Annotated in this window: 17 protein-coding genes and 1 pseudogene; 1 reads left to right on the forward strand and 17 read right to left on the reverse strand. The window is 44.5% G+C overall.

What is annotated here, in order from left to right:
- Positions 1–2: 2 nt before the first annotated feature.
- Genes KGMB01110_RS05525 through KGMB01110_RS05540 form a run of 4 tightly spaced genes read right to left on the reverse strand, consistent with a single transcriptional unit; the run spans position 3 to position 3,280 of the window.
- A complete protein-coding gene (locus KGMB01110_RS05525; protein WP_016300381.1) occupies positions 3–1,109 on the reverse strand; it encodes a hypothetical protein in 1,107 nt (368 codons plus the stop codon).
- Positions 1,102–1,977 carry an ABC transporter ATP-binding protein gene (locus tag KGMB01110_RS05530; protein WP_118728634.1) on the reverse strand — a complete coding sequence of 292 codons (876 nt, stop codon included), beginning with the start codon at positions 1,975–1,977 and terminating at the stop codon, positions 1,102–1,104. The genes KGMB01110_RS05525 and KGMB01110_RS05530 overlap by 8 nt, the downstream gene beginning before the upstream one ends.
- On the reverse strand, positions 1,962–2,735 hold the full coding sequence (locus tag KGMB01110_RS05535) for a hypothetical protein (RefSeq protein WP_119297785.1): 774 nt from the start codon (positions 2,733–2,735) through the stop codon (positions 1,962–1,964). The genes KGMB01110_RS05530 and KGMB01110_RS05535 overlap by 16 nt, the downstream gene beginning before the upstream one ends.
- Positions 2,732–3,280: an RNA polymerase sigma factor gene (locus KGMB01110_RS05540; RefSeq protein ID WP_031276249.1), complete on the reverse strand. Its 549-nt coding sequence runs from the start codon at positions 3,278–3,280 to the stop codon at positions 2,732–2,734. Before KGMB01110_RS05540 ends, KGMB01110_RS05535 begins: the two co-directional genes overlap by 4 nt.
- A gap of 235 nt (positions 3,281–3,515) precedes the next feature.
- On the opposite strand from KGMB01110_RS05540, the gene KGMB01110_RS05545 reads away from it, so the two are divergent.
- The gene (locus tag KGMB01110_RS05545) at positions 3,516–3,884 is read left to right on the forward strand and encodes a helix-turn-helix domain-containing protein (protein ID WP_012816188.1); all 369 of its coding nucleotides are present in this window, start codon (positions 3,516–3,518) and stop codon (positions 3,882–3,884) included.
- A gap of 27 nt (positions 3,885–3,911) precedes the next feature.
- On the opposite strand, the gene KGMB01110_RS05550 is transcribed toward KGMB01110_RS05545, so the two are convergent.
- The 13 genes and pseudogenes from KGMB01110_RS05550 to rplM form a co-directional block, all read right to left on the reverse strand.
- On the reverse strand, positions 3,912–4,211 hold the full coding sequence (locus KGMB01110_RS05550) for a hypothetical protein (protein ID WP_004612693.1): 300 nt from the start codon (positions 4,209–4,211) through the stop codon (positions 3,912–3,914).
- Positions 4,212–4,227: 16 nt separating this feature from the next.
- Positions 4,228–4,581: a TnpV protein gene (locus KGMB01110_RS05555; RefSeq protein ID WP_119297786.1), complete on the reverse strand. Its 354-nt coding sequence runs from the start codon at positions 4,579–4,581 to the stop codon at positions 4,228–4,230.
- Between the two features lie 26 nt (positions 4,582–4,607).
- Positions 4,608–6,488: a recombinase family protein gene (locus KGMB01110_RS15280; protein ID WP_186854828.1), complete on the reverse strand. Its 1,881-nt coding sequence runs from the start codon at positions 6,486–6,488 to the stop codon at positions 4,608–4,610.
- Positions 6,489–6,578: 90 nt separating this feature from the next.
- Positions 6,579–7,598 (reverse strand): annotated as a pseudogene (locus KGMB01110_RS15285) (type IV secretory system conjugative DNA transfer family protein); the annotation flags it as partial.
- A complete protein-coding gene (locus KGMB01110_RS05565) occupies positions 7,595–8,095 on the reverse strand; it encodes a PcfB family protein (RefSeq protein WP_007886614.1) in 501 nt (166 codons plus the stop codon). The gene KGMB01110_RS05565 and the pseudogene KGMB01110_RS15285, both read right to left, overlap by 4 nt.
- Before the next feature lie 98 nt (positions 8,096–8,193).
- Positions 8,194–8,505 (reverse strand): DUF5720 family protein, encoded by a 312-nt coding sequence (locus tag KGMB01110_RS05570; protein WP_008728385.1) that lies wholly within the window; start codon positions 8,503–8,505, stop codon positions 8,194–8,196.
- A gap of 50 nt (positions 8,506–8,555) precedes the next feature.
- Positions 8,556–9,416, reverse strand: coding sequence for a DUF6017 domain-containing protein (locus tag KGMB01110_RS05575; RefSeq protein WP_119297787.1), 861 nt, complete (start codon positions 9,414–9,416; stop codon positions 8,556–8,558).
- 67 nt (positions 9,417–9,483) lie between these two features.
- Positions 9,484–9,675, reverse strand: a complete 192-nt coding sequence (locus tag KGMB01110_RS05580; RefSeq protein ID WP_007886609.1) for a hypothetical protein — start codon at positions 9,673–9,675, stop codon at positions 9,484–9,486.
- A gap of 23 nt (positions 9,676–9,698) precedes the next feature.
- Complete coding sequence (locus KGMB01110_RS05585) at positions 9,699–9,974, reverse strand: DUF5720 family protein (protein WP_119297788.1); 276 nt, start codon at positions 9,972–9,974, stop codon at positions 9,699–9,701.
- Between the two features lie 12 nt (positions 9,975–9,986).
- Positions 9,987–10,916: a ParB/RepB/Spo0J family partition protein gene (locus tag KGMB01110_RS05590; protein WP_009322019.1), complete on the reverse strand. Its 930-nt coding sequence runs from the start codon at positions 10,914–10,916 to the stop codon at positions 9,987–9,989.
- On the reverse strand, positions 10,873–11,694 hold the full coding sequence (locus KGMB01110_RS05595; protein ID WP_004797470.1) for a ParA family protein: 822 nt from the start codon (positions 11,692–11,694) through the stop codon (positions 10,873–10,875). Before KGMB01110_RS05595 ends, KGMB01110_RS05590 begins: the two co-directional genes overlap by 44 nt.
- A 467-nt stretch (positions 11,695–12,161) precedes the next feature.
- Positions 12,162–12,554 (reverse strand): 30S ribosomal protein S9, encoded by a 393-nt coding sequence (gene rpsI, locus KGMB01110_RS05610; RefSeq protein ID WP_119297789.1) that lies wholly within the window; start codon positions 12,552–12,554, stop codon positions 12,162–12,164.
- Positions 12,555–12,577: 23 nt separating this feature from the next.
- Entirely contained in the window at positions 12,578–13,006 is a 429-nt protein-coding gene (gene rplM / locus KGMB01110_RS05615; RefSeq protein WP_117603072.1) for a 50S ribosomal protein L13, read from the reverse strand.
- Positions 13,007–13,047 lie beyond the last annotated feature (41 nt).

Genomic DNA, 13,047 nt, shown 5'->3' on the forward strand with positions numbered 1-13,047 from the left:
AATTACCCCGTAACTTGATGTTTCTTTGATATATTTTTTGTTAGTCTATAAAATACGAATATCAATCCAACATTAAGGATGATCATAAAGACCGGCTGGCTCATACCGAAATATGTTTTCATATCAGAAAATATACCGTTTGTATGAAGCATAAAAATCGGGCAAATTTCCTGCATTTTTTGTAAAACAGGAAGGCTATCATTAAAATCAAACACAACTGGCAAGAAGCAGATGACGCAAGAAGTAATAAGCGCTGTAACAGGAGAACTCATTTGAGCACTTAAAAACAATGTAATAGTTGTCAAGGCTACAATCCCAAAAATATTCAATATTACAGAGATAAAGAACATTTGCAAAAAGGTCAAATTATATATTGAAGAAGCATAATGTAATGAAGATTGAATGCTTACATTCCACCCCTGTAACCCATAGGTACAGCCATACAGAACTAAATTTAGCAGTAAATACAAGAGGTATGTGCCAATTACAACTTCCAAGGCCGCTATAATTTTTGAAGTTGTGAGTTTGGTTCGGCCATACCGAGCCGAATAAATAATGCTATCTGTATGAAGTGCATACTCTTCTGAGAAAACAGGAGATAGAGTGATTACAACAATTAAACATATCATTATGGACAAGATGCTCCCCATTCCAGATAATAGCTTATCCCAGCCATCACAATATCCTAAAGTCACAGTTGGACTATTTGGATATGCTGTTTCGAGTGACTTAAAACTACCATCAGAATTTGTCAAATATTCCAGAATCGCCGCTTGGTCACGATAAACATGAACAGCAGAAAAAGCAGAATTTTCATCTTGTCCAACAGTTGCTTGTTTTGCTTGGTCGATTTTTTCTTGCATAGTAAGTAATGTATTTTGAGAGAGTTTTCCTTCAAATATTTCTGCTACTTCCTTCCGTTGTTCAATGGCTGTAAAACCGCTTGCTAATGCCATTTTTTCAAGGTCATAATCATAGAAAACATTTTGATAATTAAATTGAAAAAAGAAAAAATAGGCAACGATAAGAACCACACCAGCTAAAAACAACATTCGTGTTTGCTTTCTCGAACATATTTTATTTCGTTCTGCTTTTATCATTTCATTCATGCTCGGATACCTCCGTAAAATAGTATAAATACAAATCTTCCAATGTTGGATCAACATTCCAAGCGGTTCTGCATGGTGCTTCTTGAGAAATAATCCTCAGCCGTTCTGCACCATTATTATGTTTCAGATTTGCTGTTACATAGTTCAATTCTAATTCTTCGGCCTCTTTTCGAGATACATCACATTCCCAAACACATTTTTCAATCGGCTTCAAAATTTCTTCTGGAGAACCATGTTGAATTAACTCGCCATTTTTCATAATCAGAATCTCATTTGCGATATATTCAACATCAGAAACAATGTGAGTGGACAAAATTACAATTCTATTTTCTGCCAAAGAACTAATCAGATTTCTAAACCGCACCCGCTCTTTCGGGTCAAGTCCAGCTGTAGGTTCATCCAAAATCAAAATACGGGGATCGTTTAGTAATGCTTGAGCAATTCCCAAGCGTTGTTTCATACCGCCGGAAAAAGTTTTGATTTTTTCGTTTTTCTGTGTGAGCAGATCAACAACCTGCAACAGCTCCATTGTGCGATTATGGGCTTTTTTAGGCGGCAGCCCCTTTATTGCAGAGATATACATCAAAAATTTATACGCTGTAAAGTTAGGATAATAGCCAAAATTTTGTGGCAGGTAGCCTAAGATATTACGATATTTCTCGCCCAAATCATGAATGTTTTTCCCGTTAAAAAAAATGGCTCCTTTCGTTTCAGTTTGGACATCGCAAATAATTCGCATCAAAGTTGTCTTGCCCGCACCATTTGCCCCGAGTAGACCATAAACACCATTTGTTAATTTTGCGCTGAAATGATTTACAGCTTTTTTTCTTCCATATTCTTTTGAAAGATCATTTATTGTAAGTTCCATATCAATTCTCCAATCATTTTTTCTTTTTTCAAGTACAGTTGAAGTGTTTTCCCTAATAGGATAATAGATAACACATAAAATCCAATCCATCCCCAGAACATAGACGCTTCAAATATAAATCGCTGATGGAGTACAAGAGAAAATGTTCCAGAAAGAAAAATCATACAAGCGATTAAATGATACAAGCTATCGTTCGTCCTGCTTTTCGCACATATAAAAAGATAACAAGTGCAAGAAATATTAAATGGAATCAAACCATACAACACCATTTCAATCATTGATTTCTGGTAAATATATGCCATTGAAATTAAAATGACTGTTATTAGGAAAAGGTTGATTACTCCAATAATCAGCATACGACCTGCTACAATTTTTACCAGCGTTGTTCTACTAGACTGTTCAATTTCCCACATACCATAGATGTTGCTTTTAGATATTTCTATTGCACCTAATAACGCAAGGAATGGAACCATAACTGCAAGGATTGTCAATGGATAATAAAATGGAACCCTCCATTGGCCCAGGATACATGCTAATAATACTGCACATATAGTGAGTATTATTTGAACAATCCAGAAAGAAAGCGGCAGAAATTGAAGTTGGTTCAATATAATATCTCGCATTGAATTTTTATTGAATTCAGAACTATTCATGTAACTTTTTCCGGCTACGATTACTGCTTTAATTTTAGGTTCAGATGGAGCAGGCGTTTCACAACTCTGCAACCATTCTAATACATCATTTTGTTTTTGGGTCATACATTATCGCCTCCTCTAAAATCAGCCAAATATCGTTCCAGTTTTTTAATCCCCTGTTGGAGCCTAGATTTTACAGTAGAAACACTAGCTTTTGTAATGGTTGCAATCTCTCGGATTTTCAAATCATAATAAAATCGTAAAATGATGACCTCTTTTTGATAGTCCGGTAATGTGTTGATTGCATATTGAATTTGCGCTTTAAGTTCGTTAAGCTCAATTTTTTCAAAGGCATTATCAGTATCTTCTATATCTTCAAGAGTTTCTAAATCCATATACAGGGGTTTTGCTTTCTTAGTATAATTGTTACAGGTATTAACAGCAATCGTTAGCAGGTAGTTTTGAAATTTCCCGATCTTTCGTACTGATTGAATATTCTCCAACAATTTCAAGAAAACATCTTGTGTAATATCTGCGGCGGTATCTGGATCGCCGTTCAATCGCCGACAACAAAATAGATAAATTGACTGATAATATTTTCGGACAATTATCTCAAATGCATCTGTGTCACCCGACTGGATTTTTTTAATTAGTATGAAATCTTCGATACCGTGTCACCGCCTTCCATGTGTAAAACGCCTTACACTTAATATACAACTGAGTAACCCAAAAGGATTTAACTTTAGAAATTTTTCTTTTACTTTTTTCATTTCCCTTCTATTGTAATTCCTGTTCTTGAAAAATATAAGATGTAATATATGAATTATAAACTTCAATCAACCTGCATATAGCAACATTCCACGGGCAAAGTATGAATTATACAATGTAACAGGGTGATGCTATATGGCAAAGGTTGAAGATTGTCCCGGTTTTGAAACCTTCGGTGCAGATGTCAAAGCCGCACGAGAGGCAAGGCGTCTGGCACGAAAAACATTGGCAGAAATGGTTGGGATTGAATGGCGGTATCTTGCCAACATTGAGAATCAAGGTGCGATTCCGAGCCTGCCCGTGATGATCCAGTTGATTAAGGTCTGCGGACTTCCCGTGGAACGGTATTTTAACCCGGAGATCATGCGGGAAGAAAGCGAACAGCGGCAGCGGGTCAGCCACAAGCTGAAACTCTGCCCTGAAGAATACCTGCCGATTATCGAAGGTGCCATAGACGGGGCGCTCAAAATGGAACAGACTGCGAAGCAGAAGGAGGACGCATAATCGCGGCCTCCTTCTGGCATTTCTATATCAAGGTTCCCGGCACTTTTCCAAAAGTTCCCGACACCTCTGCTGGATTTCTCCGGTTTCTGTCACAGTCAGGTCACGGTCATTTCCAGTAATCTTATCTTCCAGAAAGTTGGCGTATGTACCCAACAAAGCGTTCCGTAAATCCTCCGGGGTTTTCTGTATTTCAGCGCTGTACCAGTCATTCCGGTGGGGTTCCCATGCCATCAATGTATAACCGTGGCTGGTCTGAACCACCTCATACAGTGGATCATCATCCAGATATGCCTGAAACACTTTCAAAATCTTTTCAAAGGTCAGCATTTCCCGCACCTCCCATTCAGCTGCAAATCAGTTCCCTGATTAAAATTTCCTCAATCTGTGCCGTTAATGTGTTCATCAGCCCCACCCAACGCATAGGGTCACAGGCTTTCAGTTCTTCCGTGACCCCCGTAGTCTCCATCATGTGAGGCAACATAGTGTCCACACGCTCCTGCGCTGTCCGGTCAATCTCTATCAGGTGTGGATACAGCTTCTCGCTCATCAGCAGATGGTTGTAGAGAATGGGGCGATGTTCCTTTAGGTAGGATTTTCGCATTCTGCCGTACTTGCCGATAGAAGTTTCCGGCTGTTCAGAAAGTTTTAGGTTGGGTATATCATAATCTCCACAACGAATGTAAGTCAACTTACTCATATTCATTCTCCTTTGCTTCGTGATGATTAGACTGCTGCGCTGGCTGCTATGCTGCCTTTGTGCGGTTCTTCTTTTGGTAGCTGTCCGACAGTAGAAAAAACACCTTTTTTCATATCCTCAGCCCGGATCAGGGCTTTCTTAGCGTCCATTTCCGCTTTTTTCTTCGCCTTGATTTTGTCCTCATACTGTTTCTGTGCGCCGCTGGCTTTCCGCTTCAAATAATTCTGATGAAGCCTGTCCTTGCGTTCTTCTTTTTTCCGCAGTTCTTCCTGTTCCTCCGGGGTTAAAGGAAGCGGCTGTAAGGATGGTGGGATATAGCGCCCTAAAAAATTGAAGTAGATTTCAATTTCCTGCGTGGTGTCCTGGCTGCCTTTTCGGGCGCGTTCGTGGACAAGGATTTTCTCTACAAACTCGTTGAGCATGGTGTTTGTCAGAGTGTCAAAATTCTCATACTTATCAATTAGGGCTATAAATTTCTCTGCGGATTTCTGGCTCTGCTCATAGCCGGTAACAGCCTTTTCCAGCTCTGCAATTTCAATCTCAAGTGCATCCTGCTCTTTGGCATACTGTGCATCAAGCGCCTTATATCGTGCATCCGGCAGCTTGCCGAGGGCGTTGTCCTCATAGATTTTGCAAATCAGTTTTTCCAGTTCTCCGGCTCTCTTTTGGGCAGCAGCCAGACGCCTGCGCTTTTTCGATATATCGGCACTCTGTTGAGCAACCTGCGTCTCCTGAACAGTGTGAATAAATTCCGTCCGGTCATTTCTCGAATATTCAGCGATAGCCCGGAGCGTGTCGGAAACCAATGTCAGGACAGCACTCTCATTGATACGGTGTTGTGTAGGGCATAGTGTCCCACACGGAACTTTGGTATAATTGGAACAGGTATATTGAGAAACCCGCTTGCCATTGTTGGTGCGGTGGACATACATCTTGCCGCCGCAATCGGCACAATAGAGCAAGCCTGTGAGGGGAGCCGCTTCGCCCCAGCCGTTTGGATAACGCCGTACATTGCTGCGGATTTTCTGCGCCAAATCAAAGGTCTGCTGGTCGATAATGGCTTCATGGGTATTCTCAAAGATCGTCCATTCGTCCTCAGAAACATAGTGGCTTTTCTTGTCCTTAAAGTGCTTGCGGGTCTTGAAATTGATGGTATGCCCTAAATACTCTCGTTTTTTCAAAATGTTCACGATGGTAGATGATCCCCATCCATATGGGTCTTTGATCGGCTTTGAACGGTTCACACCCTCGTTGAAGCGGGCAAGGTGTACGACAGGAATTTCAATCCGGTCTGTGGATAATTTGCAGGCGATCTGGTAAGGCCCATATCCCTCCAGCGTGAGGGAGAAGATACGGCGTACCACTTCGGAAGCTTCCTCATCTACCAACCAATGCTCCCGATTTTCATCCCACAAGTAGCCGTAAATCACAGTGCCGGTCAGGTGCTTGCCACTCATGCCTTTTGACTTAAACACAGAGCGGATTTTCCGACTGGTATCACGGGCGTAAAATTCATTCATAATGTTGCGGAACGGGGTAAAATCGTCATCGCCTTTCAGACTGTCCACACCATCGTTGATGGCAATCAGACGAACGCCTCGCTGCCGCAAAACCTCCATAACTTGACCGACCTTCAGATAGTCGCGTCCTAACCGGCTCATGTCCTTGATGACGATTGCCTCTACACGCCCTGCCTCCACTTCCTCCATCATCGCCAAAAATCCGGGGCGGTCAAAACGGGTGCCTGAGATACCATCATCGGTAAAGTGCGTAGGGTTTGGCAGCCCATTCCGGCGGGCAAAATCCTCTAACATCCGTTTTTGGTTGGATATGGAGTTGCTCTCGCCCTGTAACTCATCGTCCCGGCTCAGGCGCTCGTACAGTGGGGTGATTTTTTCGTTTCTCATAGCTGTACCTCCTGAAACAAAAATGCTCTAAGTGATTGCTTCACTAACCATGACAAAATCATGATTAAGAAGTCACTTAGAGCATATATCACCGGCTGCCAGCTTATATTTCTTATACTGCCGCACTGCGAAGTGGTTTGGCTTTTCCGATTCCAGTGCATCAAACATCAGGTCTACAGGATTTTTGAACTCCTCGTCATCCTCCCGGACTTCCATGGCGTTGATGAACTCGATGAGGGTGGAGAAGTTTTGCTCCTCCACCGGAGCCTCATAATGGATATATCCGATAAGGGCACAGTACAGAAGCGTTTCTGCCTTGACCCAGAAATCGTCTCCGGCCTTGCCTTCGCCTTTGGTATTAGCGATCAGCGTTGTCACCAGCTTCAAAATATCCTTTTCCGAGTGGATGTATGCAAAGGGGTTATAGTGCATGGACTTCTTGAAGTTGATGGTATTTAGGACCTTGATTCGGTACGGCTCATAAATGACCTTGCCGTGCTTATCCTTCATGGGCTTTCCGTCCTTCCCCAGCTTGGGCGCACCCCTTTGGAGCATTTTTCCGCACTCCACCAGAATTGTTCCCTTCGGGTCCGTCACAACATAGGAGCTGTGCATCTGCATCAGGTTGGGTTTCAGCCAGAATCGGGTCTTACCGGAACCGGAGCCACCGATCACCAGCACATTTTTGTTTCTGGCGGTCTTTGGGTTCTTGGGGCGGCTGTTCATTGTCAGGCTCTCCGTTTTCGTCAGAATCACGTTGTTCTGAAATACAGGATCAACGTAAGGTGCAATATCCTCACGAGTTCCCCAGCGGGCCGAACCATATTCCAAACCATGTCGATATTTCTTGGCGTTCTTGCTTTTAAGATACACCGCCAGCCTCAGACCAACACCGCAGCACAGCCCTACCAACAAGTCCAATGGATGCAGGCTTGGCCAGAAACTTTGCAACGCCCCAGGCAGAACCGCAACCATCGAAAGAAACTTTTCTGAAGCATCCGCCCCTTGTGCCATTCGCCATGCCTCTCCAAAATTGGTAGCAAACAGCCCCAACAGGATATACGGCATATTCAGCAAAATGAGCTTTTTGATGTCCAATGTCTTTTTCATCGTTCCAGCTCCTTTCGCTTGGTGCGATCCACCACAGCATTTTTAACCATCTCTTTGAACTGGTTAAGTTTTGCCAGTACGGACGGGCGCTCTGTTTTCGTTGCCTTTTTGACCTTTTTGTTGGTGTACTCTGTAAAAGCTGCTGTCAGAGCATCTGCATCACGGCCTTTGAAAAAAATCAGGTACTTTGGCGGAGAACTGCTGCGGTCCTTTTTCACCGCATAATCCACACCATATTTCCGGGCGATTTTCTCAAACTCCTTGATAGAGGGGTCTGTGATCTCAATGTTGGATATTCCCTGATTCTGCCCGACAAGCTGCTTCACAGTCTGTTTTCCATGCGGAACAACCGGCGCATCACGGCTTCTCTGTTTTTCCAGCTTCTTTTCCTTTCGATGTGCCATATACTTGCTTATGGCAGCCTTAAACATTCTGCCGGTAAACTTTGTTCCACTGACAACCAGCGTCAAAGTTCTGTTTTCCACTTCTTCCTGCATTTTCTCGCCTCCTTTCCACGAAGTTTGCAGGGAATCTCTTTTTTTGCTAAGGCGGAACCACCAGCCGCCGCAGAAGATAACGCTTCATACCGCCCTCCTTAGCGTAACTGGTCAGAACGGTCATAGTGCAGATTGCCCTGACGTACCTTTGCGTGGCTCAAAATCTTAATCTGCCCCTTTTCCTGACTATCCAGCGCTTTTTCATAACCGGTATCCGACAGGAACAGGCGGGTTCGTTCGCCTTTCCAGCCAACAGGGGAATCGTTCGTCAGCACATCAAAAATAATCATGTGCCGGGTGTCCTCCGCAAAACGCTGGAGATCCATATATCCATGACCGTGATAATTCTGCGCTCCTGCCTTTGCCCGCATTTCTTCCATCAGCTGCCCTATGGTCTTTCCCTCAGACATCATGCTTGCTCCTTTCTCCCGGCAGTTCCGGGCAATAAAAAAGCGACCATTTACCAGCCGCCATACAGATCGTGATTTACTTGTGAGGTGTAATGATTGCTTATCGTGGTCGGTGCATTGAACAGAACGGTCAGAAGATACTGCTTCATGTTGCGAATTTCCGTGGTGTTCTTCTGTAAACAGTCCATGACAAACTCAATGTGCGAGTTATCCAGCTTCAAGAACCTGGAACGAACGATTTCATGCGGAAAATCGCTTCCTGCAATACGGGTGGTCTTTCGCTTTGCACAGACCGTTTCCACGATTAGCTCCACAATCTCATCCAAATCCTCCCGATAAGTTTCATACTGCTGACACAGGTATTCATACCCGATATTCTCCTGAATCAGTTCCCGATAACTCTCTATCTCTGTGAGTGACATCGCATCCCTTCCTTTCCGTTCCGGCAGACAATCTGCCGCGCAATCCCGGAAGGGAATGGAATCGGTACTTGATCCATAAATATTTTGTTTTTGAGTATTTGATTTCTCTATATTTAATTCTGCGGGCTTTTCCGTATCCGGTTTATCCATATACGGGTTTTCCGTATCTGGTGAATCCGTATCCGGTTTTCTAAGCTGTGGCTGCTCGTATATGACATACTCTGTATCGCTGATGCGTCCCTGCTGGTCACGCAGCTTGTGCCGCACAATGTAACCGGCAGCCTCCAATTCCCGCAACGCAGCGCCTATGGCATCCACGCCCTCCTTACAGATCTTTGCAAGCCCACGGGTGGTGTAATTCCAGTCCTCTGGCAAAGATAACATCATGGAAAGCAGTCCCTTGGCTTTTAACGACAGGTTTGCATTTCGTAAATGATGATTGCTCATCACGGTATAATCACGGGTCCGTTCAATGCGAAAAACGGCCATCGACCTCACTCCTTCCGAATTTTGGGTACAAAAAAACCGCAATCCTCATTCCAAAGAATTGCGGTGTTCAACACTTTTCAAATTTTCTTGCATAGAACCAAAACAGCGGCTTTCGAGGACGCGCCTCTGTAAATGGCTCCTCCTGGGCGAAAGGAAGTGTTTGCATCACTCGGTCAATATCCGTTGATTCCATGTCATGCTGAGATTTGCAATCTTCCCGGATTGCTTCTTGAATTTCCTTTACCGTACACATAGTCATTCCTTTCCTTTCGTTGTATGGGTTTATGAGCGGCGGCGTTTCCCCGGTTTGAAATCGAGGATATGTCCCTCAATCACACGAGCGTAACGCTTGATCTTGATCTCCCGGTGCTGCTGGCTTTGCAGGGCGGCCTGATACCCGTCCTCAGTCAAAAACAGCCGCATTTCCTCTCCGGGGCTGCCGTAAGCTGTGCTGGGACGCAGGACGGAAAACTCAATCATCCAGCGGGTGTTATCCCAAAACCTCTCTACGGCGAGAATGTTGTGTCCTTTCAGCTCGCGGGCTGAAATATCTTTCATAGGCGGCTCCTTTCATCGCTCCTGGTCTCTCTGACGTTTACGCTGCCATTGTTCCAATAGCTTGATAATGGTCTCCTGCATCCGCTGGGGCGTATAGCTTTTAGGAAAATACTTCCGCAAGGTATCAGAGGTAAATGTCACTCGGTCCAGATCGCTTTTCTTTTCCTCACCCATGATGACACGCATCATATCGAGGGTCAGATGCCCCTCCTGACTGTATTTTTTAAGCCGCTGGGCTTGAGAAAGAGAAGGGGTAGCCTGTTCGCTGTCCATCGCGTCCAACAGGTCTACCTGTTCCTCCTTTTTGAGAAAGGACAGCTCATAAGCAGGATTTAAGGCAATTTTCTTTTCATCCACCATGTCCATCAATTCAGGAATCAGCTCTGTCAGACGGATATAGCGCTGAATTTGATTTCGACTTTGCCCCACCTGTTCAGCAAGCAACTGGTCTGATCGCTTTTGTGTCCCAACTTGGGACACATTTTCTTTACTCGGTCTGCCAGCCTGTCTTTTCATGGCATCCAGTTTCATCTTGTAAGCAAAGGCTCTTTCACTTGGGAGGAGACTTTCGCGTTGCAGATTGCTGTCAACCATAATGATCGTGGCGGCATCATCATCTAAATCCCGAACAATGACCGGCATGGTCTCCTTTTCTGCCAGCTCACTGGCTCTGTGCCGCCTGTGTCCGGCCACCAGTTCATAACCACCCTCCGGGTCAGGGCGGGCAATCGCAGGAACCAGCACACCATACTGTTTGATACTGTCTGCGGTTTCCATCATTGCTTCGTCATCCTTGACTTTGAATGGGTGGTTCTTAAAGGGATGCAGTTCAGACAGCGGAATCTCCTGAATCTTTTCCAGCTTTGCATCCTGACGGCCTTCTTCGGTGGAGAACAGATCATCTACCGAGGCCAGCTCTATTTTTTTCGCGCTGCTTTTCAAGTTTCAACACCTCCTTCGTCAGATTTCGATACCCCTCTGCCACCTTGCCGCCAGGGTCATGGGCGAAAATACTTTTTCCCTCTGCGCTGATTTCCTTTGCACGGACAGAATGGGGGATCTCTGTGCCGAATACTTTGATCTTGCTGCCATAGGTCTCCCGCAGGAGCGCGGAAATCTCTTTGGCAAAGTTGGTTCGGCTGTCCACCATCGTCAGCAGGATACCGTCAATCTGGAGCTTGGGATTGATTTGCCTCTTTACCTTGTTTACCGTGGAGAGCAGCTGTTCCAGCCCTTTAGCGGGCAGATACTCTGCCTGAACGGGAATGATGATCCTATTCGCAGCCGCCAGCGCATTGACCGTAAGCATCCCCAACGAAGGCTGACAGTCAATCAGGATATGGGAATATTGTCCCTTCAGTGTGTCCAGGTATTGCCGTAAAATCGTTTCACGGCTCATGGCGTTTACCAGAGAAACCTCCATACCGGAAAGCTGAATATCCGCAGGCATCAGGTCAACGCCTTCTGCATGATGCAGAATACCTTCTCCGGGGCGTATAGGCTGATCCATCAGAATTTTGCCCATTGCATCCGACAGTGTAAATGGCAGCTTGTCTGGTTGCGGATTTCCCAAGCTGATTGTCAGGCTTCCTTGCGGGTCCCCGTCGATCAGAAGCACTTTCTTTCCGGCCTGTGCCAGACCTATTCCCAAGTTCGCACAGGTTGTTGTTTTGCCAACGCCGCCTTTCTGGTTGGCAATGGCGATGATTTGTGTGTTCATGACTTCACCTCATTTCTGATTGTTGCTGTTGTTTCTGGAAATAGAAAAAGCCGCCACTTCAAAATCATAAAGTGACGGCCTTTTCTAATGCCGGAATCTCTGAAACAAAAAAAGCACCCAGTTATTTGTTACTGAGTGCCTGCATTAGAATCGTATTTAATTGTTCAGATTTGGTCAGATTATGCCAAACCCTCCAGCGAAAAATCCGGTGTCTGAGAGTGCCAAATCACCCTCAAAAATACCCCCGAAATTGCTCTCTGGTTGTCCTATTTTTTAACCACTAAGGCCGTTTTTTGACCCCATTTTTGCCGGTTGTCCTATATTTAACCACTAAAAATTGGGTGAAAACGGCTCTCGTTTGGTCAAATCAAGTCAAACTATATCAGCCCGTTTAGGTATAAGAAAACCCCGGAAAACCTTGATTTTCCGGGGTTTTTGAACCATTTTGATATAGTCTGAGCAGTCGATTATCGCTTGCTGAACTGCGGAGCGCGACGAGCTGCTTTGAGACCGTATTTCTTACGTTCTTTCATTCTCGGATCACGAGTCAGGTATCCAGCTTTCTTCAGGATCGGTCTGTACTCAGCGTCTGCCTGCAGAAGTGCTCTTGCGATACCATGACGGATTGCTCCAGCCTGTCCTGTGTATCCGCCACCCTTTACGTTAACGATCACATCGAACTTTCCAAGGGTTTCTGTTGCAACCAACGGCTGACGAACAACAACCTTCAGAGTTTCCAGTCCAAGATACTCATCGATGTCTCTCTTATTGATTGTGATTTTGCCTGTTCCAGGTACAAGATATACTCTTGCAACTGATTTTTTTCTTCTTCCTGTTCCGTAATATTTTACACTAGCCACTGTAATATCCTCCTCTCAACCTATTAAAATGTCAGTACTTCCGGTTTCTGAGCCTGATGTGCATGCTCTGCTCCGGCATATACATGAAGTTTCTTGATCATAGATCTTCCTAAAGGTCCCTTCGGAAGCATACCTTTTACAGCAAGCTCGATAACCTTCTCCGGCTTCTTAGCCATCATCTCTGCCAGAGTTGTCTCTTTCATTCCTCCAACATAATCAGAGTGGTTATAGTATACTTTCTGAGCTAATTTCTTACCAGTAACTTTTACTTTCTCAGCGTTTACTACTACTACGTAATCACCTGTGTCAACGTGAGGTGTGAACTCCGGTTTGTTCTTTCCTCTTAATACTTTAGCGATCTCTGCTGCAAGACGTCCAAGTGTCTGTCCTTCTGCATCAACTACATACCATTTTCTTTCAATCTTATCCGGATTAGCCATATAAGTTTTCATGGTTTTCCCTCCTGTATTATCAACTTGCAATTCATTAAATT

The organism is Mediterraneibacter butyricigenes (genome assembly GCF_003574295.1).
Classification (GTDB): Bacteria; Bacillota; Clostridia; order Lachnospirales; family Lachnospiraceae; genus Mediterraneibacter_A; species Mediterraneibacter_A butyricigenes.